The sequence below is a fragment of the Streptomyces sp. NPDC047853 genome, assembly GCF_043204535.1.
Lineage (GTDB): Bacteria > Actinomycetota > Actinomycetes > Streptomycetales > Streptomycetaceae > Streptomyces.
In genome coordinates, this window is the sequence record NZ_JBIDCI010000015.1 from 153147 (window position 1) to 178605 (window position 25459).

Annotated in this window: 21 protein-coding genes; 8 read left to right on the forward strand and 13 right to left on the reverse strand. The window is 71.8% G+C overall.

Annotated elements, in window-relative coordinates; translation table 11 throughout:
• Window positions 1-19: 19 nt before the first annotated feature.
• On the forward strand, window positions 20-1846 hold the full coding sequence (locus tag ACGF5T_RS26455) for a beta-galactosidase family protein (protein ID WP_356609760.1): 1827 nt from the start codon (window positions 20-22) through the stop codon (window positions 1844-1846).
• A gap of 18 nt (window positions 1847-1864) precedes the next feature.
• Here ACGF5T_RS26455 and ACGF5T_RS26460 read toward each other — a convergent pair whose 3' ends face one another.
• The 4 genes from ACGF5T_RS26460 to ACGF5T_RS26475 form a co-directional block, all read right to left on the reverse strand.
• On the reverse strand, window positions 1865-2305 hold the full coding sequence (locus ACGF5T_RS26460; protein WP_356609762.1) for a hypothetical protein: 441 nt from the start codon (window positions 2303-2305) through the stop codon (window positions 1865-1867).
• A gap of 65 nt (window positions 2306-2370) precedes the next feature.
• Window positions 2371-3087, reverse strand: coding sequence for a GntR family transcriptional regulator (locus ACGF5T_RS26465; RefSeq protein WP_356609764.1), 717 nt, complete (start codon window positions 3085-3087; stop codon window positions 2371-2373).
• A 202-nt stretch (window positions 3088-3289) separates the two neighbouring features.
• Window positions 3290-4015, reverse strand: a complete 726-nt coding sequence (locus tag ACGF5T_RS26470; RefSeq protein WP_356609766.1) for an aspartate/glutamate racemase family protein — start codon at window positions 4013-4015, stop codon at window positions 3290-3292.
• A 43-nt stretch (window positions 4016-4058) separates the two neighbouring features.
• A complete protein-coding gene (locus ACGF5T_RS26475) occupies window positions 4059-5546 on the reverse strand; it encodes an NCS1 family nucleobase:cation symporter-1 (RefSeq protein WP_361015275.1) in 1488 nt (495 codons plus the stop codon).
• A gap of 233 nt (window positions 5547-5779) precedes the next feature.
• Here ACGF5T_RS26475 and ACGF5T_RS26480 point away from each other — a divergent pair, with 233 nt between their 5' ends.
• The gene (locus ACGF5T_RS26480) at window positions 5780-7297 is read left to right on the forward strand and encodes a family 43 glycosylhydrolase (protein ID WP_366767362.1); all 1518 of its coding nucleotides are present in this window, start codon (window positions 5780-5782) and stop codon (window positions 7295-7297) included.
• Window positions 7298-7312: 15 nt separating this feature from the next.
• Here ACGF5T_RS26480 and ACGF5T_RS26485 read toward each other — a convergent pair whose 3' ends face one another.
• Window positions 7313-8365, reverse strand: a complete 1053-nt coding sequence (locus tag ACGF5T_RS26485) for a LacI family DNA-binding transcriptional regulator (RefSeq protein ID WP_366767361.1) — start codon at window positions 8363-8365, stop codon at window positions 7313-7315.
• Window positions 8366-8554: 189 nt separating this feature from the next.
• Between ACGF5T_RS26485 and ACGF5T_RS26490 the strand changes: the two genes are divergently transcribed.
• The 4 genes from ACGF5T_RS26490 to ACGF5T_RS26505 all read left to right on the forward strand — a co-directional run bounded on the left by ACGF5T_RS26490 (window position 8555) and on the right by ACGF5T_RS26505 (window position 13688).
• Window positions 8555-9919, forward strand: a complete 1365-nt coding sequence (locus ACGF5T_RS26490; RefSeq protein ID WP_356609774.1) for an extracellular solute-binding protein — start codon at window positions 8555-8557, stop codon at window positions 9917-9919.
• A 22-nt stretch (window positions 9920-9941) separates the two neighbouring features.
• Window positions 9942-10892, forward strand: coding sequence for a sugar ABC transporter permease (locus tag ACGF5T_RS26495; RefSeq protein ID WP_366767360.1), 951 nt, complete (start codon window positions 9942-9944; stop codon window positions 10890-10892).
• Between the two features lie 2 nt (window positions 10893-10894).
• A complete protein-coding gene (locus ACGF5T_RS26500) occupies window positions 10895-11794 on the forward strand; it encodes a carbohydrate ABC transporter permease (protein ID WP_356609777.1) in 900 nt (299 codons plus the stop codon).
• Between the two features lie 70 nt (window positions 11795-11864).
• A complete protein-coding gene (locus tag ACGF5T_RS26505) occupies window positions 11865-13688 on the forward strand; it encodes a sugar-binding domain-containing protein (RefSeq protein WP_366767359.1) in 1824 nt (607 codons plus the stop codon).
• A gap of 48 nt (window positions 13689-13736) precedes the next feature.
• On the opposite strand, the gene ACGF5T_RS26510 is transcribed toward ACGF5T_RS26505, so the two are convergent.
• From ACGF5T_RS26510 to ACGF5T_RS26540, 7 genes are all read right to left on the reverse strand, one after another.
• On the reverse strand, window positions 13737-14675 hold the full coding sequence (locus tag ACGF5T_RS26510) for a TauD/TfdA family dioxygenase (RefSeq protein WP_366769057.1): 939 nt from the start codon (window positions 14673-14675) through the stop codon (window positions 13737-13739).
• A 289-nt stretch (window positions 14676-14964) separates the two neighbouring features.
• On the reverse strand, window positions 14965-15798 hold the full coding sequence (locus ACGF5T_RS26515; protein ID WP_356609783.1) for a class II glutamine amidotransferase: 834 nt from the start codon (window positions 15796-15798) through the stop codon (window positions 14965-14967).
• Between the two features lie 48 nt (window positions 15799-15846).
• Window positions 15847-17325 carry a glutamate-cysteine ligase family protein gene (locus ACGF5T_RS26520; RefSeq protein WP_361015262.1) on the reverse strand — a complete coding sequence of 493 codons (1479 nt, stop codon included), beginning with the start codon at window positions 17323-17325 and terminating at the stop codon, window positions 15847-15849.
• A gap of 146 nt (window positions 17326-17471) precedes the next feature.
• A complete protein-coding gene (locus ACGF5T_RS26525; RefSeq protein WP_366769056.1) occupies window positions 17472-17969 on the reverse strand; it encodes a peptidylprolyl isomerase in 498 nt (165 codons plus the stop codon).
• Window positions 17970-18018: 49 nt separating this feature from the next.
• Window positions 18019-19017 carry a type I glyceraldehyde-3-phosphate dehydrogenase gene (gene gap / locus ACGF5T_RS26530; protein WP_356609789.1) on the reverse strand — a complete coding sequence of 333 codons (999 nt, stop codon included), beginning with the start codon at window positions 19015-19017 and terminating at the stop codon, window positions 18019-18021.
• A gap of 119 nt (window positions 19018-19136) precedes the next feature.
• Window positions 19137-20093, reverse strand: a complete 957-nt coding sequence (locus tag ACGF5T_RS26535; protein WP_356609791.1) for a DJ-1/PfpI family protein — start codon at window positions 20091-20093, stop codon at window positions 19137-19139.
• A 27-nt stretch (window positions 20094-20120) separates the two neighbouring features.
• Window positions 20121-20999 (reverse strand): SGNH/GDSL hydrolase family protein, encoded by an 879-nt coding sequence (locus tag ACGF5T_RS26540; RefSeq protein WP_361015259.1) that lies wholly within the window; start codon window positions 20997-20999, stop codon window positions 20121-20123.
• Between the two features lie 272 nt (window positions 21000-21271).
• Here ACGF5T_RS26540 and htpG point away from each other — a divergent pair, with 272 nt between their 5' ends.
• Both htpG and ACGF5T_RS26550 read left to right on the forward strand, forming a co-directional pair.
• Window positions 21272-23173 (forward strand): molecular chaperone HtpG, encoded by a 1902-nt coding sequence (gene htpG, locus ACGF5T_RS26545; RefSeq protein ID WP_366769055.1) that lies wholly within the window; start codon window positions 21272-21274, stop codon window positions 23171-23173.
• 375 nt (window positions 23174-23548) lie between these two features.
• Window positions 23549-24847, forward strand: coding sequence for a YeeE/YedE family protein (locus ACGF5T_RS26550; protein WP_366769054.1), 1299 nt, complete (start codon window positions 23549-23551; stop codon window positions 24845-24847).
• Between the two features lie 49 nt (window positions 24848-24896).
• Here ACGF5T_RS26550 and ACGF5T_RS26555 read toward each other — a convergent pair whose 3' ends face one another.
• A complete protein-coding gene (locus tag ACGF5T_RS26555) occupies window positions 24897-25454 on the reverse strand; it encodes a TetR family transcriptional regulator (protein ID WP_356609798.1) in 558 nt (185 codons plus the stop codon).
• Between the last annotated feature and the right edge of the window lie 5 nt (window positions 25455-25459).

Consider the following 25459-nt stretch of genomic DNA (forward strand, 5'->3'; position numbering starts at 1 on the left):
CGACCACCGGAGCCCCTGAGTGACCCTCCCCAGCACCCCGCACCCGGCCGGCCGTGCCGCACGCCCGGCGGCCACCCTGACGTACGCCCGCGGCCGGCTGCTGCGCCGGGGCCGGCCGCACCGCGTCCTGTCCGGCTCCCTGCACTACTTCCGGGTCCACCCCGAGCAGTGGGCGGACCGCCTGGAACGGCTGGCGGCCCTCGGGCTGAACACCGTGGACACCTACGTCCCGTGGAACTTCCACGAACGCCGCCCCGGGGAAGCGCGCTTCGACGGCTGGCGCGACCTGGCGCGCTTCGCCCGGCTGGCGCAGGAGGCCGGTCTCGACGTGATGGTGCGGCCGGGTCCGTACATCTGCGCCGAGTGGGACAACGGCGGACTGCCGGCCTGGCTCACCGGCACCCCGGGCATGCGGCTGCGCACCGGCCACCCGCCGTACCTCGACGCGGTCGGCCGCTGGTTCGACGCACTCGTCCCCCGGGTCGCCGCACTGCAGGCCGTGCACGGCGGTCCGGTGGTGGCCGTACAGATCGAGAACGAGTACGGCAGCTACGGCGACGACCACGCTTACGTCCGCTGGGTGCGCGACGCCCTCGTCGACCGGGGCGTCACCGAACTGCTGTACACGGCCGACGGGCCCACCGAGCTGATGCTCGACGGCGGCACCCTGCCCGGCGAGCTGGCCGCCGCGACCTTCGGCTCCAAAGCCGCCGAGGCGGCGGCACTGCTGCGCTCGCGCCGGCCCGAGGAGCCCTTCCTCTGCGCGGAGTTCTGGAACGGCTGGTTCGACCACTGGGGCGAGAAGCACCACGTCCGCTCGCCGGAGGGCGCCGCCCGGGAGGTGGGGGAGATCCTCGACGCCGGCGGCTCGGTCAGCCTCTACATGGCCCACGGCGGCACGAACTTCGGGCTGTGGGCCGGCGCCAACCACGACGGGGGCGTCCTGCGCCCGACCGTCACCAGTTACGACTCGGACGCCCCGGTCGCCGAACACGGCGCGCTCACCCCGAAGTTCCACGCCCTGCGCGAGAGGTTCGCCGCGCTCACCGGCCGGACGGCGCCCCGCGCGCCCGCCGACCCGCCCCTGCTCCCGCCGCGGACGCTTCCGGTGACCCGGCGGGCGGCCCTGCTGGACGCGCTGCGGGCCGTCACCGAGCCGGTGCGCGCTCCCGTACCGCTCAGCTTCGAGGAACTCGGGCAGTCCGCCGGTCTGGTGCTCTACACCGCCCTGCCGCTCCTGCCCCGGGGCCTGCAGGAGGTGACCGTGACCGGCCTGCACGACCGCGCCCAGGTGTTCGTGGACGGCGTTCCGCTGACCGTGCTCGACCGCGAGACCTCCTCGTTCACCGTGACCGGCACCGGGGCCCCGATCCGGCTGGAGCTGCTGGTGGAGAACCAGGGGCGGATCAACTACGGGCCGCTGCTGGGCCAGGGCAAGGGCATCCTCGGCGGGGTACGGGTGGAGCGCCGCCTGGTGCACGGCTGGACCATGCACCGGCTCCCGCTGGACGAGTGGACCCCGCACGACACCGCACGTGCCGCCTCGGCGGCGGGACCCGGCGGCACGGCCGGCTTCGCGCATGCGCGCCTGGACGTCACCGAACCGGCCGACACCTTCCTCGCCCTGCCGGGCTTCGCCAAGGGCTTCGTCTGGGTCGACGACGTGCTCCTCGGACGCTACTGGGAGGTCGGCCCCCAGACCACGCTGTACCTGCCCCGGCCCCTCCTGCGCGCCGGAGCCAACACCCTCACCGTCCTGGAGCTGGAACGCTTCGGAGACCACCTCGCCCTCCTGGACCGGCCCGAGCTGGGGCCGGTCCAGGAGCACGTGGAGACGTTCGACTGACGCCGAGCCCGTACGGCGCTACTGCGGCGTCGAGCGGGTCCGGCCGGGTCCGCCCGTGCGGGCGTGCCGGCGGCACCCGGCGTCGTGCTCCGCGCCCAACGAGGTCCACCACCGCTCGCAGCAGCCGGCGCCCGCGGGGACGAGGGCGGCGGCGGGGCGGGTGCACTCCGGACCGTGCACCATGCCGTCGGAGTGCCGCCAGAACGCGCAGCACGGCCGGAGCACGGCACCGAGCGGCCGCGGCGAGCGGGGGCGTGCCAGCCGCTCGGCCCGCTGCGCCCGTACGAGGCGGCGCCGGTGCTCCGTCCGGGCGCGGGCGGCGCACCAGGCGAACACGGCGGCGGCGTACAGGCCGGGCAGGGCGAGCCAGGGGTGGTGGGTGGCCGCGTACCCGGCGGCGACGAGGAGCAGGGCGGTGGCGGCACGGCAGGCACGGGCGGTGCGCAGGCTCGGGGTCACGGGTGCTCCCGCTGGTCGGCGACGGACAGGGCCTCGGGACATCCGTATGCCCGCTGTTCGCCGTCCTACGTGCGCGGCTGCCGGGACGGATCCGGTTCCGGGGCCTGCCCCGGGGCCTGCCCTTCGTGGTCCCGGTGCTGCTCCCGCGCCTGGTGCCCCAGGGCCGCGCTGCGGCTCGTCGACAGATGGTGGAGCACGAGTTCCTGGACGCGCTCGACGTCGCGTTCCGCGATCGCCCGGTACAGGGCCTCGTGTTCCTGCGCCACGCCCAGCAGGTCGTCGTGCTGGCCCATGAGCCACCTCAGCCGGCTGCGCAGGACGCGCTCGAGTTCGTTGAGCAGTTCGTTGGCGGCCAGGGAGATCACCGTCTGGTGGAAGTCGGCGGCCGCCCGGCGGGCCCGCACCGCGTCGCCCGCGCGGGCCGCCTCCAGTTCGGCGTCCACCGTGGCGCGCAGCCGCTCCAGCCCGGCCCGGGTGTGCCGTTGGGCGGCGAGCCGGAAGCCGAGGGTCTCCAGGCCCGAGCGCACCTCGTCGAGATCGGCGATGTCGCTCGCGGTGAACTCCCGTACCACCGCCCAGCTCCGTGGTCGCGGCGTCACCAGCCCTTCGGACACCAGGGTCTTGAGCGCCTCCCGCACGGGCAGCCGGCTCACGCCGAGGGACTCGGCCAGCTCCCGTTCCACCAGGCGGCTGCCCGGCCGTCGCGCACCGTCGACGATCTCGTCGCGCAACCGCCGGGTGACCCGCTCGGACTCGGGCACGAAGCCCTCTGACGCAGTCATCGCCGTCCTTCGTCCGTCGTCCTGTACCGAGACTCCCCGACGGCGCTGGTGCGGAGCGGAGTCGGCGGCCCGTCAGGATACCCGGCGACCGGCGGCGACCGGCGGCGACCGGCGGCGACCGGCAGCGACCGGGGTCGGCCGGGGGCGACCGGGATCGGCCGCCTGCCGGGAGCGGGGCGACACGGGCGACGACGTGCGCGGGTCAGCCGGTCTGCGGGGGCCAGTTGACGAATTGCTTGGCGCGCGGGCGTGCGTAGGTGCGCACCTTGGACGTCGACAGGCCGAGGCGGACCAGCGACTCGGCGATCGTCACCGCGGCGGCGACACCGTCGACCACGGGGACGCCGGTGCGCTCCACCACCCGCTCGGCGAGACCGGCCATGCCTCCGCAGCCCAGGCAGACGACCTCGGCCCGGTCGTCCTCGACCGCACGGGCGGCCTGTTCCGTGATGGCCTCGACGGCGGCCTGCTCGTCCCGTTCCAGTTCCAGTACGGCGAGCCCGCTGGCGCGCACGGAGGCGCACCGGGCGCTCAGGCCCGCGACCGCCAGGCGTTCCTCGATCAGCGGGACCGTGCGGTCCAGGGTGGTGACGACGGAGTACCGGCGGCCCAGGAACTGGGCGGTGCTGGCCGCGGCCTCGGTGATGTCGACGACGGGGACGTCCAGCAGTTCCTGCAGCCCCTCCCTGCCGTGCTCGCCGTATCCCGCCTGGATCACCGCGTCGTACGGCCCCGGGTGGGCGCGGACGGCCTCCATCACGGCGACCGCGGCGAGGTAGCTCTCGTAGTTGCCCTCGACGGACTCCGCGCCGAAGGCGGGCGTGAGGGGGACGATCTCGGTGCCCGGGGAGGCCGCGCCGGCCGCCTGCTTGCCGATCGCGTCGGTGATGGACTGCGTGGTGTTGACGTTGACCACGAGGATGCGCATGGGGTGGGCCTTCTGCTCGGACGGAGGGGGCGCGGGGGCCGGGCTATTCCGCGGCGACGGCGATGGCCTCGCCGTCCACGTCGCGGATCGGGGAGGCGCGGTCGGCGATGGCCGCGTACAGGACGGCGGCGATGATCGCGCCGACGAACCAGGAGAACCCGGCCGCGGCGTGGAAGAAGGGCACCAGGGCGACGACGACGGCGATCGCCGCGGCGGGGACGAAGGCGGCGACGGCCCGCGGGTTGTAGCCGCGGCGGTAGTGGTACTCGGCGCCCGCGTCCTCCGTGTAGAGGGCGGGCACGTTCACCCGGGACTTCCGCAGCAGCCAGTAGTCGGCCATGATCACGCCGAACAGGGGCCCGAGCAGGGCGCCGAGCCCGCCGAGGAAGTAGTTCACGACGACCGGGCTGTTGTAGAGGTTCCAGGGCGTGATGACCAGGCCGAGGACCGCGCTGACCAGGCCCGCCCGGCGGAAGTCGAGCCGGTGCGGGAAGAGGTCGACCAGGGCGTAGATCGGCGCGACGAAGTTGGCCAGCAGGTTCACCGCCACCGTCAGGGCGATGAGGGCGAGCGAGGCGACGGCCAGCAGGAACATGTTGGGGACGGTCCGGACGATGTCCGTCGGACTGGTGATGACGTGCCCGTCGAGGGAGAACTGGGCGCCGCTGAGCACGGCCACGATGCCGGCGAAGAAGAGCATGTTGACCGGGATGCCGATCACGTTCCCCCGCACGATGGAGCTCCGGCTCCTCGCGGACCGGGTGAAGTCGCAGAAGTTCAGCACGAACGTCCCGTAGATCACGACCCAGAGGGCAGCGGCCTGGAGCACCTGGAGCCACATGGCGCCGCCGGTGAGCGGGTCGCCGTCGGACAGGGAGATCGAGCCGTCCGCGCGGACGAACATCCACACCGCGAGGGCGCACATGGTGAGCAGTGTGGTGGGCGCCGCGACGGCCATGTAGCGGCGGATCATCTGCATCCCGTAGCTGACGATGAGTACCTGGAGCGCCCACAGGACCAGGAAGGTGATCCAGCCCAGCGTCGACTGCCCGAGCAGGGAGTTCGTGTCGAGGCGGGCCAGACCCGGGAACAGGGCGATCAGCAGGGTGCTCAGCACCGCCGAGGCGAGGTAGGTCTGGATACCAAACCAGGCGATGGCCACGGCGCCCCGCACGGCGGCCGGAAGTTTCGCGCCTTTGATGCCGAAGGCGATGCGGCTCATGACCGGGAACGGCACGCCGGTCTTGTGGCCCATGAAGCCGGACAGCGTCAGCAGCAGGAAGAGCAGGACCGAGGCGAGCGCGAAGGCGGCGAGGATGCCCCACACGTTCAGCCCGAGGGCGAACAGGCCGATGGCGAAGGCGTAGTTGCCCAGGCTGTGGACGTCGTTGGCCCAGAGGGTGAAGACGTTGTAGGCACCCCACCGGCGTCCTTCCCTCTTCGTGGGGGCCAGGTCGTACGTGTAGAGGCCGGAGCTGGTGACGGTGTCGCTGGTCTCCGTGGACGAGCGGCGGTCTTCCAGGGCAGTCATACGGGACTCCTGGGATCAGGTGCGGGGGAGGTGGAGATTTCCACAAAGCGGAAGTGGCGTTCCGATGAACTGAACGTAGTTTTCGCCGAACGGCACCGTCAAGAGGTGCACCCCAAAATGGAATACCATTTTTCCGTCCGTTGACAGAGGGATGGTCCGTCCCTAGCCTGACGCCCCGTCATTACATCGATGTAATGAGGCATCGGTGTGAAGCGCCGCGGAAAGGACTTCCCGTGCTTCCCAGCCCCCCGCACCTCCCCCGGACCCGTGTCGGCCCGCTCCTCGCCGCCCTCCTCGGGCTCGTCCTGGGCCTGCTGCCCGCGCTCACCTCACCGGCCGACGCGGCGGCGCCCCCACCCGCACCGCGTACCGCCGACGCGGCGGCATCCCCACCCGCACCACGGGCCGTCGAAGCGGCTGCCGGCACCTTCCGCAACCCGCTCAACACCGGGCCCGACCCCTTCCTGACGCGCTGGAAGGGGAACTACCACCTCACGACGACCCAGGGCGACAGCATCCGGATGTGGCGCTCCCCGTCGCTCGGCACCCTGGCGACCGCCGACCCGATCACGGTCTGGACGGACACCGACCCGTCCCGCAACCGGAACATCTGGGCCCCGGAGTTCTACCGCTTCGGTGACCGCTGGTACCTGTACTACACGGCCGACGACGGCGTCGACGAGCACCACCGGCTGTACGTCCTGGAGTCGGAGCGCGACGACCCGGCCGGCCCTTACCGCTTCAAGGCCAAGCTCGCCCCGCCCAACCACGCGGACGACTTCGCCATCGACGCGGGCATCCTCCAGCTCGGCGGCCGCCTCTACCTGGCGTACAGCGGCATCAACCGGTACCAGCACAACGGGCTCAACATCGCCCCGATGTCGAACCCCTACACCGTCTCCGGGAACGCGGTCGCCCTCGACGCGGCCGGCGGCTGCCCCGAGGTGCGCGAGGGCCCGGAGTTCCTGTACCGGGGCGGCCGGGTCTGGATGACGTACTCGGCCTGCGACACCGGGAAGCCGGACTACCAGGTCTGGATGATGTCGATGCCGCTGGGCGCCGACCCGCTCGTGCCGGGCAACTGGCGGCAGCACCAGGGCGCGGTGTTCTCGCGGGCCGACGACCGGGGGGTGTTCGGGCCGGGCCACCACGCCTTCTTCACCTCTCCGGACGGTACCGAGGACTGGATCGTCTACCACGCCAAGACCACGTCGGTGAACACGTACAGCAACCGCACGACCCGGGCGCAGAAGTTCACCTGGCGGGCCGACGGCAGCCCCGACTTCGGCCGCCCGCTCGCCCTGGGGGCCACCCAGGACCTGCCCTCCGGCGACCCCGGCTCCGGCACCTACTGGATCAACGACGACGGCCGGTCGAGCGGCCCCGGCGGCGTCGCCCACACCGGCGCGTGGAACTCCGGCACGGGCTGCGCCACCCAGTGCTTCTGGGGCGACGACCACTGGAGCGACCGGGCCGGTGCCACGGCGGTCTTCACCTTCACGGGCACCCGCATCGCCCTGCTCTCCGTCAAGGACACCGGCAACGGCTACGCGGGCGTCAGCGTCGACGGCGGCCCCGAGCAACGGGTGGACTTCCACGGCCCGATCCGTGTCGGGGAGGCGGTGCAGTACGTCAGCCCACGGCTCCCGTACGGCAACCACACCTTGCGGGTGCGGGTGACCGGGGAGCGCAACCCACAGTCCGGGGCCTCGTTCGTGAGCGTCGACCGCGCCGAGGTCTACGTGAACTGACCACCGACCCGCACGTCAGCGCCGCCGGCCCTCCGTGCTCTCCCTCAGGACGAGCCGGTGGGCCACGACGCGGTCCTGGGGTGAGAGCACCCCGGACCCGGAGCCGTCCGGCACGCCGTCCGGGTCCGACGCCTCCTCGATGCGGAGCTGGAGCAACTGCACGGCGACCTTGGCCACCGCCGCCTTGTCGGGCGCCACCGTGCTCAGCGTCGGCACGGAGTACCGCCCGCCCTCCACGTCGTCGAAGCCGATGACGGCGACGTCCTCGGGCACCCTGACCCCGTGCTCGTGCAGGGCGCGCAAAGCGCCCAGCGCCAGCTGGTCGTTGAGACAGAGCAGCGCGTCGGGCCGGGCACCGCTCGCCAGCGCCCGCGCCACGGCCTCGGCGCCGTCGGGCATCCTGAACGAGCCGACCGGCAGCAGGGCGGCCGGATCGAAGGCCAGGCCCGCTTCCCCGAGGGCGGCGCGATAGCCGCGGGTGCGGGCCTGGGCCGTCCCGAGGCCCGGGTCGTCCCGCCCGCCGACGGCGAGGACGGTGCGGCGGCCGAGACCGATCAGGTGCGCGGTCGCCTCACGAGCGGCCCGCTCGTTGTCGATGGCCACGTGGTCGGCGCCCTCCTCCAGCAGCTCGCCGAGGAGCACGGTGGGCGGGGCGCCCGCGCGGTCACGCAGGTCGTCGGCCGTCAGCGCGAGCGGGCTCAGGATGATCCCGTCCACGAAGGTGGAGCCGAACCCGGCGAGCGCCGCCAGTTCGTGGGCGCGGTCCGCCCCCGACTGGTGGATGAGCACGGTCAGGGAGCGCTGCTCCGCCTCGCGGATCACGTGCCGGGCCAGCTCGGCGAAGTACGGGACGTCCAGCTCGGGAACGACGAGGGCGATGATGCCGGTGCGGCCCTTGCGCAGATGACGGCCGGCCAGGTTCACCCGGTAGCCGAGCTGTTCGATGGACTCCCGTACGACCCGTCTGGTCCGGTCGGAGACATGGGCGTAGTCGTTGATGACGTTGGACACCGTCTTCTCCGACACCCCCGCGTGACGTGCGACGTCCTTGATCCTGGGCCGTGCCACCGAGACCTCCCTGCCTCATCCGCGCCGCCCGAGTCTATGTCCCGTCCTTCCGCGGGCCCGAGCGGAGGTCGACGGGGCGCCGGTCCCACCGGCCGCCGCGGCACTTCCCCGGCCCAGCTCTTTACAGCCAATGTACATCGATGTAAAAACTAGCCACCGCATCAGCGTCCGGCCGTCGAAAGGTCCGCGATGAGTTCCCGTCTGCCTGCCCGCGAGGTGGGGGCGGCGTCCGATCCCGTACGCCGTCTCAGCCGCCGTCGGCTTCTGCGACACACCATGGCCACAGCGGGAGCCCTGCTCGCCGCGGCTCCCCTGTCCGGCTGCTCCTCGCCGGCCTCCGCCTCCGGGGCGTCCTCACTGAGCGTCTGGGACCTGTTCCAGGGCGGCGACGGCATGCTCATGGACGACATGATCGAGGCCGTGTCCCGGGGGGCCGAGGGGTTCGACGTGGACCGCACGATCCTGGACTGGGGCCCGTCCTACTACACGAAACTCGCCATGTCCGCCGCGGGCGGCCGCGCCTCCGACGTCGCCGCCATGCACCTGTCCCGGCTGGCGGGCTACGCGCCCGGCGGCCTGGTGGACCCCTTCGACCTGGACCTGCTCGCCGAGTTCGGCGTCACGCCGAAGGACTTCGCGCCGGCGGTCTGGGGACGGACGCAGCACGAGGGGACGGTCTACGCCGTGCCGCTCGACGTCCACCCGTTCATCGTGTTCTACGACAAGGAGGCCGCGGACACCGCCGGCCTGCTGGACCCGTCGGGCGAACTGGCCCCGATGGGGTCGCCCGAAGCCTTCCTGGACGCAGGCAAGGCCCTCGCCGAGGCGACCGGGCAGGCGGGCGTCCTGTTCGGTCACGTCACCGACACGGCACAGAGCTGGCGCCTGTTCGCCGCCCTCTACGCGCAGACCGGAGCCGCGTTCACCCTGCCCGAGGGCGGCCCCCCGGAGATCGACGTGGACGCCGCCGTACGCGTCGTGACGTTCATGAAGCAGCTCTTCGACGGCCGTACCAACCCCAACAACCTGGACTACAACGGTGCGCTGGCCGCCTTCACCAGCGGCCGCGGCGGCATGGCCATGCTGGGGGAGTGGGAGCTGCCGACGCTGAAGAAGGCCGGTATCCCGCTGGGTGCCGCCGCCTTCCCCCAGGTCTTCGACGAACCGGCGGTCTACACCGACAGCCACAGCTTCGTCCTGCCGCACCAGAAGGACCCCGACCCGGCACGGCGCCGCGAGGCCCACCGGTACGTGGCCGAGATGCTCAAACAGAGCCTCACCTGGGCGAGCGCCGGTCACATCCCCGCCTACCAGCCCGTACTCGCCGAGCCCCAGTACGCCGCCCTCGACCCGCAGGCCTCCTACGCGGGCGCCGCGAAGGTGGCGGTCCTCGACCCGCCCAACTGGTTCGTCGGCGCCGGGTCGAACTTCCAGAACCGCATGTGCCAGCCGCTCCAGTCGGCGCTGCTCGGCAACACGTCCGCCGAGAAGGCGGTGCGCCAGATGGTCCGCGAGGCGGACGCGCTGCTGCGGCAGCCCAACCCGGTTGCCTGACACGGCCGAAGGAGTGACCGACGTGACCACCACCGCACCCCCCGGCGCCGAGGCACCGGCCGACCCGCCCGCCGCCTCCGCCGGCGGCCGCGACCGAACCGTCCCGCGCCGGATGCGCACCACCCCGAACACCGGGTTCCTCTTCGTCCTGCCCTTCCTGCTCGTCTTCGGCCTCTTCATGGTGTGGCCCGTCGTGCAGGGGCTCTGGATGAGCTTCACCGACACCTCGCTCGCCCTGCGCGACACCGCCTTCGTCGGCTTCGACAACTACACCGAGGCCCTCGGCGACCCGGACGTGTGGAGCAGCCTCGGCAACACGGTCTTCTTCACCGCCGTCTCCAGCGTGCCGCTGGTGCTGGTCGCGCTGGCGATGGCGCTGCTGGTGCACAGCGGACTGGCCGGACAGTGGGCGTGGCGACTGACCTTCTTCGCCCCCTACCTGCTGCCGGTGACGGTGGTGACCCTCATCTGGACCTGGCTGTACCAGCCCGACCTCGGCCTCGGCAACCAACTCCTCACCACGCTCGGCCTCGACTCCGTCGGCTGGCTCTCCGACGAGTCCGTCGCCATGTGGTCGATCGCCGCCCTCACCGTGTGGTGGACGGTCGGCTTCAACTTCCTGCTCTACCTCGCGGCGCTCCAGTCCCTCCCGTCGACCTTCGACGAGGCGGCGGCGCTCGACGGGGCCGGCGCGTGGCGGCGCCTGTGGTCCATCACCCTGCCGCAGCTGCGCAGGACGACCGCGCTGGTCGCCATGTTGCAGATCCTCGCGTCGCTCAAGGTGTTCGACCAGATCTACATCCTCACCAAGGGCGGGCCCAACGGCTCCACCCGTCCGGTCCTGGAGTACGTCTACGACGTCGGCTTCACCGGATACCGGCTCGGGTACGCCTCCGCGATCTCCTACCTCTTCTTCGCGCTCGTCATCGTCGTCTCGCTCGTGCAGCTCCGCCTCTTCCGCCAGGAGGACTGACCGTGTCCGCAACCGCACCCACCGTCCGCGCACGGCGCCGTCCACCGCGGGAAGCGGCCGGCTCCCCCCTGCTCCTCGGCCACGGCCGACTGCCCCGCGTCCTGGCCGGCACGGCACTGGCCGTCCTGGCGGCCCTGTGGCTGGTGCCCTTCGTCTGGGCGATCGCCACCTCGGTGCAGAGCGAGCAGGACGTCTCCACGCCCGGCCTGTCCCCGCTCAAGGGCGCCTTCACCCTGGACGCGTACCAGCAGATCCTGGAACGCGGGAACGTGGCCGTCTGGGCCTTCAACAGCTTCCTGATCGCCGGCCTGGTCACCCTGCTCACCGTGGTGGTCTCCACCCTCGCGGCGTACGGCTTCTCGCGCGGTACCTTCCGCGGTCGCCGTGCCCTGCTCGCCGTCACGGTCGCCGCCATCATGATCCCGCCCCAGCTCCTGGTGGTGCCGCTCTTCGAGCAGATGCTCCTCTTCGACCTGGTCGACACCTACGCGGCGGTCATCCTGCCCCAGGTCGTCGCGCCGATGATGGTGTTCATCCTGAAGCGGTTCTTCGACGGCATCCCCCGGGAGCTGGAGGAGGCGGCCCGCATCGACGGCGCCTCCGAGTTCCGGGTCTTCCGGTCGGTCGTGCTGCCGCTCTCCCGGCCGATCGTGGCCGCGGTAGCGATCTTCGTCTTCATCGGGGCGTGGAACAACTTCCTGTGGCCCTTCATCGTCACCAACGACCCCGGCCTGATGACCCTTCCGGTGGGCCTGGCCACCGTGAAGGACGCCTACGGCGTCCAGTACGCGCAGTCCATGGCCTCCGCGCTGCTGGCCGCGCTGCCGCTGATCGTGGTCTTCCTCCTCTTCCAGCGCCGCATCGTCAACTCCGTGGCCACCACCGGCCTCGGCGGTTCCTGACCCCTCGCCCGACCCGCTGTACACCCGGGACCGGCCATCCGCGCCGGCCCACCGATCGACTGGAGCATGTGTGCCCACTCACTCCGTACCGCGCCCGGAGTACCCGCGCCCGCAGTTCGTGCGCCGCGACTGGCTCAACCTGAACGGCGCCTGGCAGTTCGAGACCGACCGGGGCGACAGCGGACTCGAACGCGGCCTCCTCGACCGTGAACTGCGGGACGAGATCCTCGTCCCCTTCCCGCCCGAGTCCGAGCTGTCCGGCATCGGGGACACCGACTTCCTGGAGGCCGTCTGGTACCGGCGGACCCTCCGGCTGCCGACGGCCTGGGCCGGACGCCGGGTCCTGCTGCACTTCGGCGCCGTCGACCACGACGCCACCGTCTGGGCCGACGGCAGGGAGGTCGCCCGGCACCGCGGCGGCTTCACACCGTTCACCGCCGACCTCGGCGACATCGCGGGGGCGGGGGAGGAGGTCGTGATCACCGTCCGGGCCCGCGACCCCAGGTCCGGCCCGCAGGCCCGCGGCAAGCAGGCCGTCCAGTACGCCAACCACGACTGCAACTACACCCGGGTGACCGGCATCTGGCAGACCGTCTGGCTGGAGCCCGTCCCCGAGCTGCACCTGCGCCGCCCCCGGATCACCCCCGACCTGGCCGGCTCCGCCTTCCACCTGGAACTGCCCCTGTCCGGCAACCGGCCCGGCCACCGGGTACGCGCCGTCCTCAGTGACGCCGAGGGCGAGGTGAGCCGTGCCGAGGCGCGCGCCGACCTGGACCTCGCCCCGCGCCTCCACCTGCCCGTACCGGACGACCGACGGCGCGAGTGGGGACCGGCCGACCCGCACCTGTACGACCTGCGCCTGGAACTCCTCGACGCCGCCGGGCAGGTCGTCGACACCGCCGAGAGCTACGCCGGCCTGCGCGCCGTGGGCCTGCGCGGCAAGGCCGTCACGATCAACGGCCGCCCGCTGTTCCAGCGTCTCGTGCTCGACCAGGGCTGGTACCCGGACGGGCTCATGACGGCTCCCACCGACGCGGCCCTGATCCGGGACATCGAGCTGGGCATGGCAGCCGGCTTCAACGGAGCCCGGCTGCACCAGAAGGTGTTCGAGGAGCGCTTCCTGTACCACGCCGACCGCCTCGGCTACCTGGTCTGGGGCGAGTTCGGCGACTGGGGCTGCGAGACGGGCGGTTCCTCCGGCGACAACCAGCAACCCGACGCCTCCTACGTCGCCCAGTGGCTGGAGGCCCTCGAACGCGACTACTCGCACCCCTCGATCATCGGCTGGTGCCCGCTCAACGAGACCTACCAGAAGCTGCACGACCGCATCACCCGGCTCGACGACGTCACCCGGGCCATGTTCCTGGCCACCAAGGCCATGGACACCACCCGCCCGGTCGTCGACGCGTCCGGCTACGCCCACCGGGTCGCCGAGACCGACATCTACGACTCCCACAGCTACGAGCAGGACCCGGCCGCCTTCCGGCAGCTGATGTCCGGCCTCGCCAAGGACGCCCCCTTCGTCAACGCCTACGAGAACGGTGCCCCGTACTCCCTGCCCTACCGGGGCCAGCCGTACTTCGTCAGCGAGTTCGGCGGCATCTGGTGGGACCCCGAGGCGGCCGCCGACCGGTCCGGTGAGGACCGCACCGAGTCCTGGGGCTACGGGGAACGGGTGCGCGACGAGGACGAGTTCCACGAGCGGTTCGCGGGCCTGACCGGAGTGCTGCTGGGCGACCGCGACATGTTCGGCTACTGCTACACCCAGTTGACCGACGTCTTCCAGGAGCAGAACGGCATCTACCGCTTCGACCGCGGGGACAAACTCGACGTCGCACGCGTCCGCGCCGCACAGCTGCGGCCGGCGGCGATCGAGGAGCAGGACCCGGCCTAGTCCGGAAACGGGGCCGCGGGCGGACCCACGCCCGCGGCCCCGCCCGGGTCAGAAGGGACGGTCGCCCTCGATGGCGACGCGTTCGGCGACGCGGCGGTCGGAGCCGTAGTCGCCCACGGCGTAGTGCTGCGTGGCGCGGTTGTCCCAGAAGGCGACATCGCCGGGCCGCCAGCTGAACCGCACCTGGTACTCGGGGACGTGCGCCTGCTGGAACAGGAAGCGCAGCAGGCGGTCGCTCTCGTCGCGGTCCAGGCCGGTGATGCGGGTGGTGAAGGAGGCGTTGACGAACAGCATCCGCCGCCCCGTCTCGGGATGGGTGCGCACGACAGGGTGCTCCACGGGCGGGAACGCGTCCTGATGGGGGATCAGGCGTTCGGGCCCGTAGAACCTGGCGAAGCCGGGGATGAAGTCGTGCACGGCGCGGGCCCCGTCGATGCGGTCCTTCACCTCCTGGGGGAGGTTGTCGTAGGCGGCCGCCATGTCCGCCCACAGGGTGTCCCCGCCGAACGGCGGCACCTCGCGCAACTGGAGAACGGCGCCGAGCGCGGGCCGCTCGCGGAAGGTGACGTCGGTGTGCCAGACGTTCTCGTAGGTCGGGGTGGCGGCGTCGGCCTTGTCGAAGCGGACCACGTCCTCGCGGGAACCGGCCGCGAGCAGGGGGTTGGTCTCCAACTCGCCCCAGTGGCCCGCGAAGGCGCGCTGCTGGTCGGAGCTGAGGTGCTGGGCGCGGAAGAAGAGCACCTTCCACTCCAGCAGAGCGCGGTTCAACTCCTCGCGCAGGGCGGCACCGAGCGGACGGGAGAGGTCGACCCCTCTGATCTCGGCCCCGATCGTGCGGGCCAGCGGAACGACGCCGAAGTGTTCGTAGGGCCGTTCCACCCACCCTTCGGGCAACCGGCGCAGGACGCGCCGTCCCTCGTACATCCCGGCTCCCGGGATGCGTGCTGCGCGCAGGCCGGCGGTCGGGCCGGCAGCCGTGACGGTCATGGGAGTCCTCCCCTTGGTACGGCGGTACGGGTGGCGCCCGGCCACGGCGCGACGACGTCAGCGCAGGGCGGCCGGGGAGAGAGAAAGTGCTCCGGGCTGTACACCGGAAGGGACACCGAAGGACCCGCGACGCACGAGGCGTCGAGCCCTCGGTCCGTGTGCGGCCGTTATCGGCCGGAACGCTCACAACCGGTTCGCTCGGGCACGCGGGGACACTCCGCCGTGGTGCCGAACCGGTATGTGGCCATGGCACCGATTGTGTGATCTTCTCCCGCCGATGTCAACGGGGTCAGACGGGTTGCGGAACGAAGGGGAGCATGGCGTCGCCCTCCGGCTGGACGACGCCGTAACTGCTCTCGGGCACCTTGTTCCAGACTCCCGGCAGATCACCGAGGGGTTCCGACACGATCAGCCGGGTGTCGTCGGACGCCTCCCGGAGGAAGGGCAGGTCGGGATGGAGCGCGCGCAGGCTCTCCACGGCCGAGCTGTAGTAGAGCGACCGTGAGTCCTGCTGGCTGGAGTAGCGGAAGGCCCACAGCCGTCGCCCCTCGGTCACGGCGACCGTCATCTGCAGCGGGTACTCCACGTGGTGCTCGTGCCCGATCTCCTCCACCAGCCCGGCCATCCGCGCCACGGCCCCCGGCGGATCGTCCTCCAGACCGAAGGTGAGGGCCAGGTAGAACATCATCTCCGAGTCCGTCGACCCCTCGATGTCCAGGAAGAGGCGCGGATCGACGGCCAGGGCGAGATCCCGGCGCAGCCGGTGGAACTCCGCGATCGCGCCGTTGTGCATCCACATCCAGCGGCCGTGCCGGAAGGGATGGCAGTTGGTCTGCTGCACCGGGCTCCCGGTGGAGGCCCGGATGTGCGCGAAGAACAGCGACGAGCGGACGTGGCCCGCGATCTCCCGCAGGTTGCGGTTGCTCCACGCCGGACCGATCTCCCGCACGATCGCGGGCGTCTCCATCTCCGGACCGAACCACCCGACGCCGAACCCGTCCCCGTTGGTCGTCTCGACGCCCATCCGGGCGTGCAGGCTCTGGTCGATCAGCGAGTGCTCGGGCTTGTAGAGGATCGTCTCGAGCAGCACCGGCGTTCCCGAGTAGGCGAGCCATCGGCACATCGTCTGCAGCCTCCCTGGTCCCCGGCGTCCAGCGCGGGGCGTCGCACCTCAGTCGACCGGCCAGGTGTGCACCGGGGCGTTGAGATGCATGTAGTCCATGTACTGCTGGGTCATCCGCCGCAGTGCCTCGTGCCGCCCCGGGCGGGCGGTCGCGTCGATGTGGTGGAACATCTCCTTCTGCCACACCGCGCCGTTGCGGCCGGTGACGCACCGCTGCTCGATGATCCCGAGCAGCGGCTCCCGCCAGGCCGAGTCCATCCCGGACAGCTCCAGGCCCCGGTGCGCCAGCGGCAGCAGCCGCCGCAGGACGAGTTCGGGCACGGTCACCTCGCCCGTGCCGGGCCAGTACAGCCGCGCCTCGATGCCGTGCCGGGCCGCGGTGTGCAGGTTCTCCTCGGCGACGGAGAAGGACATCCGCGACCACACCGGCCGCTCCTCCTCCACCAGCGCACGGGTGAGCCCGTAGTAGAAGGCGCCGTTGGCGAGGGTGTCGGCGACGGTCGGGCCGGCGGGCAGCACACGGTTCTCCACCCGTACGTGCGGCACGTCGTCCGCCACCGCGTACACGGGCCGGTTCCACCGGTAGATGGTGCCGTTGTGCAGCGTCAGCTCACCCAGCTCGGGGATGTCGCCGCGGTCCAGGGTCTCCACGGGATCCTGGTCGTCGCAGAGCGGCAGCAGCGCCGGGAAGTAGCGCAGGTTCTCCTCGAAGAGGTCGAAGACGCTGTTGATCCACCGCTCCCCGAACCACACCCGGGGCCGTACGCCCTGCGCCTTGATCTCCTGCGGCCGCGTGTCGGTCGCCTGCTCGAACAGCGGGATACGGCTCTCGTGCCAGAGTTCCTTGCCGAGCAGGAAGGGGGAGTTGGCGGCGAGCGCCACCTGGACACCGGCGATGGCCTGGGCCGCGTTCCAGTAGTCGGCGAACTCCTCGGGGGACACCTGGAGGTGGAACTGCGTGCTGGTGCAGGCGGCCTCGGGCGTGATCGTGTCCGCGTACGTCCGCAGCCGGTCGACGCCGTCCACCTCGATGTGCAAATCCTCGCCCCGCGCCGCGAAGACCTGGTCGTTGAGCAGCCGGTAGCGCGGGTTCTCCGACAGGGCGGCCTCGCCGACGTCCGACCGGCGCAACGTCGGAAGGGTTCCCACCATGATCAGGTGCGCTCCGACCGAGTTGGCACCCTTCTCCGCGTGGTTCAGGGCGGCACGGATCTCGGTCTCCCACGCGTCGGGGCCGCCGGCCGTCAGCCGCCTGGGCGGGATGTTGATCTCCAGGTTGAACCGGCCCAGCTCGGTGGACCAGGCGGGGTCCGCGATCGCTTCGAGGGCGTCGCTGTTGCGCATGGCGGGCTCGGCCCGGTCGTCGACCAGGTTCAGCTCGATCTCCAGACCCACCTGGGGCCGCTCGGTCTCGAACCGCGACTCGCGCAGCATCTGCGCGAAGGCGTCGAGGCACTCCTGCATCTTGATCCGGTACCTGCGGCGGTCCTCACGGGTGAAGACCAGCGCCGGGACGTCCCGTCCCATCGGTCCTCCCGGGGTCGCCTTCCGCGGACACGTCTCCACCCCAGCCTCGCACCACCTGGCGCCCCTCACCAGACGGGACGGCGAGGGGCCCGCCGCACGGTGTGCGGCGGGCCCCTCGGGTCAGGATTTCGTACGGCCGGTCGGCGTCAGAGCTTGCCGGACTCCCGCACGGTGATCTTCGCGGAGGTCTTGCCGGACGGGGAGGAGCCGTAGCCCTCGATCCGGTCGACCAGCTCCGTGCCCTCGACGACCTTGCCGAAGACGACGTGCTTGCCGTCCAGCCAGGGGGTGGGCACGGTGGTGATGAAGAACTGCGAGCCGTTGCTGTTCGGTCCCGCGTTCGCCATGGAGAGCAGGTACGGGCCGGTGTGCTTCAGCTGGAAGTTCTCGTCCGCGAACTTCTCGCCGTAGATGCTCTTGCCGCCCGTGCCGTCACCGCGGGTGAAGTCACCGCCCTGGAGCATGAACTGCGGGATCACGCGGTGGAACGGGGAACCCGCGTAACCGAAGCCGTGCTCGCCGGTGGCCAGCTCGATGAAGTTCTTGGCGGTCTTGGGGGTGACGTCCTCGAAGAGTTCGAAGACGATGCGGCCCGCATCCTGGCCGTTGATGTCGATGTCGAAGTAAACCTTGGAATTGCTCATCCCACCATTGTGACGTGCGTGCTCCCGTGATGCGTCACCGGCCGCCGTTTCAGGGCGTGGCGAGCAGTTCCAGCGTGTCGATCACGCGGTTCGAGAAGCCCCACTCGTTGTCGTACCAGGCGACCACCTTGACGTGGCGTCCGTCGACGCGGGTCAGGGCCGAGTCGAAGATCGAAGAGGCCGGGTTGCCCGTGATGTCCGAGGAGACCAGCGCGTCCTCCGAGTACTCCAGCACGCCGGCGAGCGGTCCCTCGGCCGCGGTGCGGTAGGCCTCCAGCACGTCCTCGCGCGTCACGTCGCGGGCGACGGTCGTGTTCAGTTCGACGATCGAACCGACCGGTACCGGGACGCGGATCGAGTCGCCCGACAGCTTGCCGTCGAGGTTCGGCAGCACGAGGCCGATCGCCTTCGCGGCGCCCGTCGTGGTCGGCACGATGTTGACCCCGGCGGCGCGGGCGCGGCGGGGGTCGCGGTGCGGCCCGTCCTGGAGGTTCTGCTCCTGCGTGTAGGCGTGCACCGTCGTCATGAAGCCGTGCTCGATGCCGGCCAGCTCGTCCAGCACCGCGGCCAGCGGCGCGAGCGCGTTGGTGGTGCAGGACGCGTTGGAGACGATGGTGTGCGCGGCCGGGTCGTAGGCGCTGGTGTTGACGCCGTAGGCCAGGGTGACGTCGGCGCCGTCGGAGGGCGCGCTGACCAGGACCTTCCTGGCGCCTGCGGTGAGGTGGGCCCCGGCGGCGGTGGCCGAGGTGAAGCGCCCGGTCGCCTCCAGCACGAGGTCGACGCCCAGCTCGGCCCACGGCAGCCGCGCCGGCTCCCGCTCGGCCAGTACCTTGATGCGGCGCCCGTCCACGACGAGGGTGTCCCCGTCGACGGTCACCGGGCGGCCCAACCGGCCGGCCGTCGAGTCGAAGGCGAGCAGCCGCGCGAGGGCGGCGGGCTCGGTGAGGTCGTTGACGGCGACGACCTCGAGCTTGCTGTCGCGCTCCAGCAGCGCGCGCAGCACGTTGCGTCCGATGCGTCCGAAGCCGTTGATGCCGATGCGGGTCATGAGCGGTGCCTTTCCGGTTCGCCGTGCGGTGCCTCCAGGTTCGCGCGCGGCGTGGGCCCGCGGCAGCGGCGTGACAGCCACGGTTCGCAAGGATCACGCCAGGCGGCCCACGCTCGCGGTTACTCCCCCCGGGTGAAGGTGCGCCGGTACTCGCTCGGGGTGGTGCCGAGGATGCGCTGGAAGTGCAGCCGCAGATTCGCGCCGGTGCCCAGACCCACGTCGGCGGCGATCTGCTCGACGCCGCGCTCGGAGCGTTCGAGCAGCTCACGGGCCATGTCGACGCGGGCGCGCATGACCCACTGCATCGGTGTGTACCCCGTGTCCTCGGCGAACCGGCGCGAGAAGGTGCGCGCCGACACCGCCGCGTGCCGGGCGAGGGCCTCCAGGGTGAGCGGTTCGCCGAGCCGGCGCAGGGCCCATTCGCGGGTGGCGGCGAAGCGCTCGCCGAGTGGTTCGGGCACGCTGCGGGGTACGTACTGCGCCTGTCCGCCGCTGCGGTAGGGCGCCGCGACGAGGCGCCGGGCCGCGTGGTTGGACGCGGCGACCCCGAGGTCGCCGCGCAGGATGTGCAGGCACAGGTCGATGCCGGAGGCGGCGCCCGCCGAGGTCAGCACGCTGCCCTCGTCCACGAAGAGCACGTTCTCGTCGACCCGCACACGGGGGTGCTTCGCCGCCAGCGCCCGCGTGTAGTGCCAGTGTGTCGTGGCGCGCCGCCCGTCGAGCAGGCCCGTGGCGGCGAGCGCGAACGCGCCGGTGGAGATGGCGGCGAGCCGCGCGCCCCGGTCGTGGGCCGCGGTCAGCGCGTCCAGGACGGGCCGCGGCGGGTCGTCCAGGTCGGGGGAGCGGTACCCGGGCAGGAAGACCACGTCGGCCCACGCCAGCGCGTCGAGGCCGTGGGCGACGTGGTATGACAGGCCGTCGCCGCCGGTCACGAGGCCGGGTGCCGCGCCGCACACCCGCACCTCGTAGGGCATGCTGGCGCGTGTGGTGAACACCTGCGCCGGGATGCCCACGTCGAGCGGCTTGGCGCCCTCCAGTACGAGGACGGCGACACGGCGCAGGTGGGACGACGGCACGGTGGACAGCGTACGCGGGGGCGCGGCTCAGCTCAGGCCGAGGACGTCCATGGTCCGCTCGGCCATGCGCCGCTCCCCGAGGGCGTTGGGGTGGACGGGCACGAGGCTGTGGCCGAAGAGCAGCGGTTCGATCCACCGGGTGCCGGAGGCCTTGCAGGCGTCGTGGCCCTCCGACACCGCCGCGAAGTCCACGTAGGTGGCGCCGGTCTCCTCCGCTGCACGCCGCACGGCGTCGTTGAGGTGCGCCTGGATCCCCCGGAGGTAGGGGACGTCGCCGGCGGCGAGGGGCAGCTTGGCGAAGCAGGACGGGTCGGCGGTGGCAGGCGTGATCCAGGGGTAGCCGAGGGCCGCCACCCGGGCGCCCGGCGCCTTGGCGCGGACGCTCAGCAGCGCGGCCTTGAGCGCGGGATAGGTGTTGGCCTCGATCTGGTCGTCGAAGGAGGTGCCGTGCCGGTCCTTGCAGGGGCTGCCCTTGCCTCCGCTGAGGAGGCCCGCGGAGCCGCAGGCCGTGATGGCGTTGATGAACGTGCTGTTGTCGTTGCCGCCGATGGTGAGTGTGACGAGGTCCGTGTCGGCGGAGAGCGCGTTGACCTGGGGGGCGACACCCGGGTACTGGGACTGCGTGAAGTGGGCGGTCTGAGCGGCGCCGCAGGTGACGTCCTTGAGCCGGGCGCCGGTGGCGGCGGCGATGACGTGGGGGTAGTTCGCGGTGGAACGCAGACAGAGCAGGTTGGTGGGGTCCACGGGCAGGACACCCGAGCCGGCGCTGTAACTGTCGCCGAGAGCCACGTAGTCGAGGGGAGGGGCGGGAGCGGCGTGCGCGGTGGCGTCGGTGAGACCGAGGGCCAGCGTGCCGACTGCGGCTGCTGTCGCGGTCATGACACGGCGAAGGGCATGCTTCGGCATGTGCTCTCTCTTCTCGGGAGGAGTGCGGCCGCAGGTTACTGATCGGTTTTACTTTTAAGTAATGTGCAGGGCCGCTGACTTGAAGTCAACGATGTCGACCGAACTTCTCGCGGTGGTGCGCTCGGCTCCCGAGGCCGGTCGGTCCTCGACACCGTCATCGGCTGCTCGGCGGGGGCCGCGCTGCCGCCGATCGGGGCCACCGGCCACCCCTGCTGTTTTAGAGTGATCCCGTCAGTGCAGACGACTGCGGACCTGTGAGGTACTCACCAGCCATGCCGACCGAAACGTTTGAGTTCCAGGTAGAGGCGCGTCAGCTTCTTCAGCTGATGATTCACTCCGTCTACTCGAACAAGGATGTCTTCCTGCGCGAGCTCGTCTCCAACGCCTCCGACGCGTTGGACAAGCTGCGCCTCGCGGCCCTGCGGGACGACGTCGCCGACGTCGACGTGACCGACCTGCACATCGAGCTCGACGTGGACAAGGAGGCCCGCACCCTCACCGTGCGGGACAACGGCATCGGGATGTCGTACGAGGAGGTCACCCACCTCATCGGCACCATCGCCAACTCGGGCACGGCCAAGTTCCTCCAGGAACTGCGCGAGGCCGAGGACGCCGCCGGGGCCGACGGGCTCATCGGGCAGTTCGGCGTCGGCTTCTACTCGGGCTTCATGGTGGCCGACGAGGTCACCCTGGTGACCCGGCGCGCCGGCGAGACCCAGGGCACCCGCTGGACGTCGCGCGGCGAGGGCACGTACACCCTGGAGACGGTCGACGAGGCGCCGCAGGGCACCTCGGTCACCCTCCACCTCAAGCCCGCGGACTCCGAGAACCAGCTCCACGACTACACCTCCACCTGGAAGATCAAGGAGATCGTCAAGCGCTACTCGGACTTCATCACCTGGCCGATCCGCCTGCTGCCGGAGCCCGCCGAGGACGGCGCCGAGGCCCGCGAGGCCGAGACGCTCAACTCGATGAAGGCGCTGTGGGCCCGTCCGCGTGACGAGGTGTCCGAGGACGAGTACCACGAGCTGTACAAGCACATCTCCCACGACTGGCGCGAGCCGCTGGAGACGATCCGGCTCCAGGCGGAGGGCACCTTCGAGTACCAGGCCCTGCTGTTCGTGCCCTCGCACGCCCCGCACGACCTGTTCACCCAGGGGTACCAGCGCGGCGTACAGCTCTATGTGAAGCGCGTCTTCATCATGGACGACTGCGAGGAGCTGCTGCCGCCGTACCTCCGCTTCGTCAAGGGCGTCGTCGACGCCCAGGACCTCTCGCTCAACGTCTCCCGCGAGATCCTCCAGCAGGACCGCCACATCCGCATGATCCAGCGCCGCCTGACGAAGAAGGTGCTGGCCACGGTCAAGGACCTGAGGTCGTCCGCGCCGGACCGGTACGCCACGTTCTGGCGGGAGTTCGGCGCCGTCCTCAAGGAAGGGCTGGTGACCGACTCCGAGAACCGGGACGCGATCCTCGCCGCCTCCTCGTTCGCGACCACCCACGACGCCGACGAGCCGACCACGCTCCAGGGGTACGTGGAGCGGATGAAGGACGGTCAGAGCGACATCTACTTCATGACGGGCGAGTCCCGGCAGGCCATCGAGGACTCCCCGCACATGGAGGCGTTCCGGGCCAAGGGCGTCGAGGTGCTCCTGCTCACCGACGCGGTGGACGAGGTCTGGGTCGACGCGGTGGCGGAGTTCGAGGGCAAGCAGCTGCGCTCGGTGGCCAAGGGCGAGGTCGACCTCGGTGGTGCCGAGGACGAGAAGAGCGACGCCGAGAAGAACCAGCAGAGCGAGGAGTACGCCGGGCTGCTCGGCTGGATGTCGGAGCACCTGGGCGAGGACGTCAAGGAGGTCCGCCTCTCCTCCCGCCTCACCGTCTCGCCGGCCTGTGTGGTCTCCGACGCGAACGAGCTCACGCCGGCGCTGGAGAACATGTACCGCGCGATGGGCCAGGAGGTTCCGCACGCCAAGCGGATCCTCGAACTCAACCCGGAGCACCAGCTGGTGAAGTCCCTGAACCGGGCCTACACCGAGCAGGAGGACCGGACGGAGCTGACCGAGACCGCGGATCTCCTGCACGCCCTGGCGGTCCTCGCCGAGGGCGGCCGGCCCAAGGAGCCGGCCCGGTTCGTGAAGCTGGTGGCGGACCGTCTGGAGCGCACGCTGTAACCCACGGGGTCCGTAGGCGAGGGACGTCCGGCGCCGCCGGGCGTCCCTCGGCGTTTCTCCGCGCGTCCGGGGCGGGTGCGCCGGGGGCGCGTGCGTCCGGAAAACGGAACCCGAGAACCCGCCGAAGGGCCGGTGCTCTGTCCACGGGACCATCCGCATGGCGAGACGGTCTGGCATCCGGAGCGACACACTCCGTATATTCGCACGCATGTATGCATCGGCTCCGCTGCTGTGCCTCGCGCTCTTCGCGAACTCGGCGTGGTGCGTCGACGACGGCCTCTGTCGCCGCTGAGTCCCGCACCGGCCGCGTGATCCGCGCCGCCGTCGCCCAGCGCCCTCGCCCGCCGCCCCCGTGCACCCCACCGGAGATCTTCCGTGACCACCGCACCCCCCGCCGGGTCGGCCCCGGCCGCGCCGCCGCGCGCCCCCGCCGTCCTCTTCGCCCCGTCCCCCACCTCCTCCGCCCGGCCCGAGGCGCCGCCCCTGCCCCCGGTGCGGCGGACGCCCCTGGTGGTGTCCGGGCTGCTCGCCGCCGCGCTGACCGCGTACGTCTGGTCCGCGCACGGTGCCAAGCCGGGCGTACTGCTCCTGCTCGGCCTCGGCCTGGGTGTCGCCCTCTTCCACTCCCGGTTCGGCTTCACCTCCGCCTGGCGGCAACTGGTCGCGGTCGGCAACGGCGCCGGGCTGCGGGCCCACGCGCTGCTGCTCGGCACCACCGCCACCCTGTTCGCGCTGCTCATCGGCACCGGCACCGGGCTGTTCGGCTCGCAGCCGGCACCGTCCGCCGGGCCCATCGGCGTCGGCCTGCTCGCCGGGTCGGTGCTCTTCGCGATCGGCATGCAGCTCGGCGGCGCGTGCGCCTCGGGCACCCTGTTCGCCGTCGGCTCGGGACAGACGTCGATCGTCCTCACCCTGGGCGGCTTCATCGCGGGGGCCACGCTCGCCGCCTGGCAGTTCGACCTGTGGAAGGACCTCCCGGCCTGGGAGCCCGTCGTCCTGTCCGACCACGTCGGCTGGTTCGGCTCGTGGGCGGTGACGATCGCCGCGCTGCTGCTGGTGGTGTTCGTCACGCGGCGCGTGCAGGCCCGCCGCAACCCGCCGCCGCTCGGTGCCGTGCCCTCGGCGCGCGGCGCGGCCGTCCGGGCCCTGCGCGGCTCGTGGCCGCTGGCCGCCGGGGCGCTCGTGCTGGCCGTACTGGGCGCCGGCGTCCTGTGGGTCTCGGGCGGCGCCTGGGGCGTCACCAGCGCCTTCAGCCTCTGGGGCTCCGAACTGGTGGGTGTCCTCGGCGGCCACCCGGAGAACTGGACGTGGTGGCAGCGGCCCGGCAACGCCGAGATGCTGGCGGGCCCGGTGCTCGCCGACAAGACCAGCCTCACCGACATCGGCATCATGATCGGCGCCGCCGTCGCCGCGGCGGTCGGCGGCACCTGGGCCCTGCACCGGGGCATCGCCTGGCGCACGGCGCTCGCGGCGGTGCTCGGCGGTGTGCTGATGGGCATCGGCGCCCGCCTGGCCGGCGGGTGCAACATCGGCGCCTATCTGGCGGGCATCGCCTCGGGCAGCCTCAGCGGCTGGCTGTGGGGGGCCTTCGCCCTGGCCGGTACCTGGGTGGGCCTCAAGCTGCGCCCCCTCTTCGGTCTCGGCAACCCCAAGCCGGGCGACGGGGTCTGCTGAGCCGGGGCACCCGCGCGGCACGGGGGTCAGGCCCGTGCCGCGCGGGCGGCTAGGGGGTGCGCCGGTCCGTGGTGGTGACGCGGGCGACGGCCTCCAGGGTGAGGGCCCGCCCGTGGGGCTCCCGGGCCAGGGCGCGGTGCAGCGTCAGCCCTTCGATGAGGGCGTCGAGCTGGCGGGCCGTGTCCGGGTCGAAGTGCTTCTCCAGGTGGACGCGGCTGCGGCGCATCCACTCGTGGGTGAGTTCCCGGTAGGCCGGCTGCCGCGCGGCCAGCGTGTACAGCTCCTGGGTGAGCACCAGGTCCCGCTGGCTCCCCTCGGACAGGAGGTGGACGAGGTCGGCCACCGCCTCGCGGGCCTCCTCGCGGTCGGCCGCGGCGCCGAGGTGGTCGTCGAAGACCGCGACGATGTGGCCGGTGAAGTGGCCGAAGGCCTCCCGCAGCAGCTGGTCGATCCCGCTGAAGTGGTAGGTCATCGAGCCCAGGGGGACGCCGGCCCGGGTGGCGATCTTTCGATGGGAGACGCGCGCGATGCCCTCCTCGGCGATCAGGTCGAGGGTGGCGTCGATGATCCGCTCGCGCCGCTGCGGGTCGGTGTGTCCGGTTGCCATGGGAG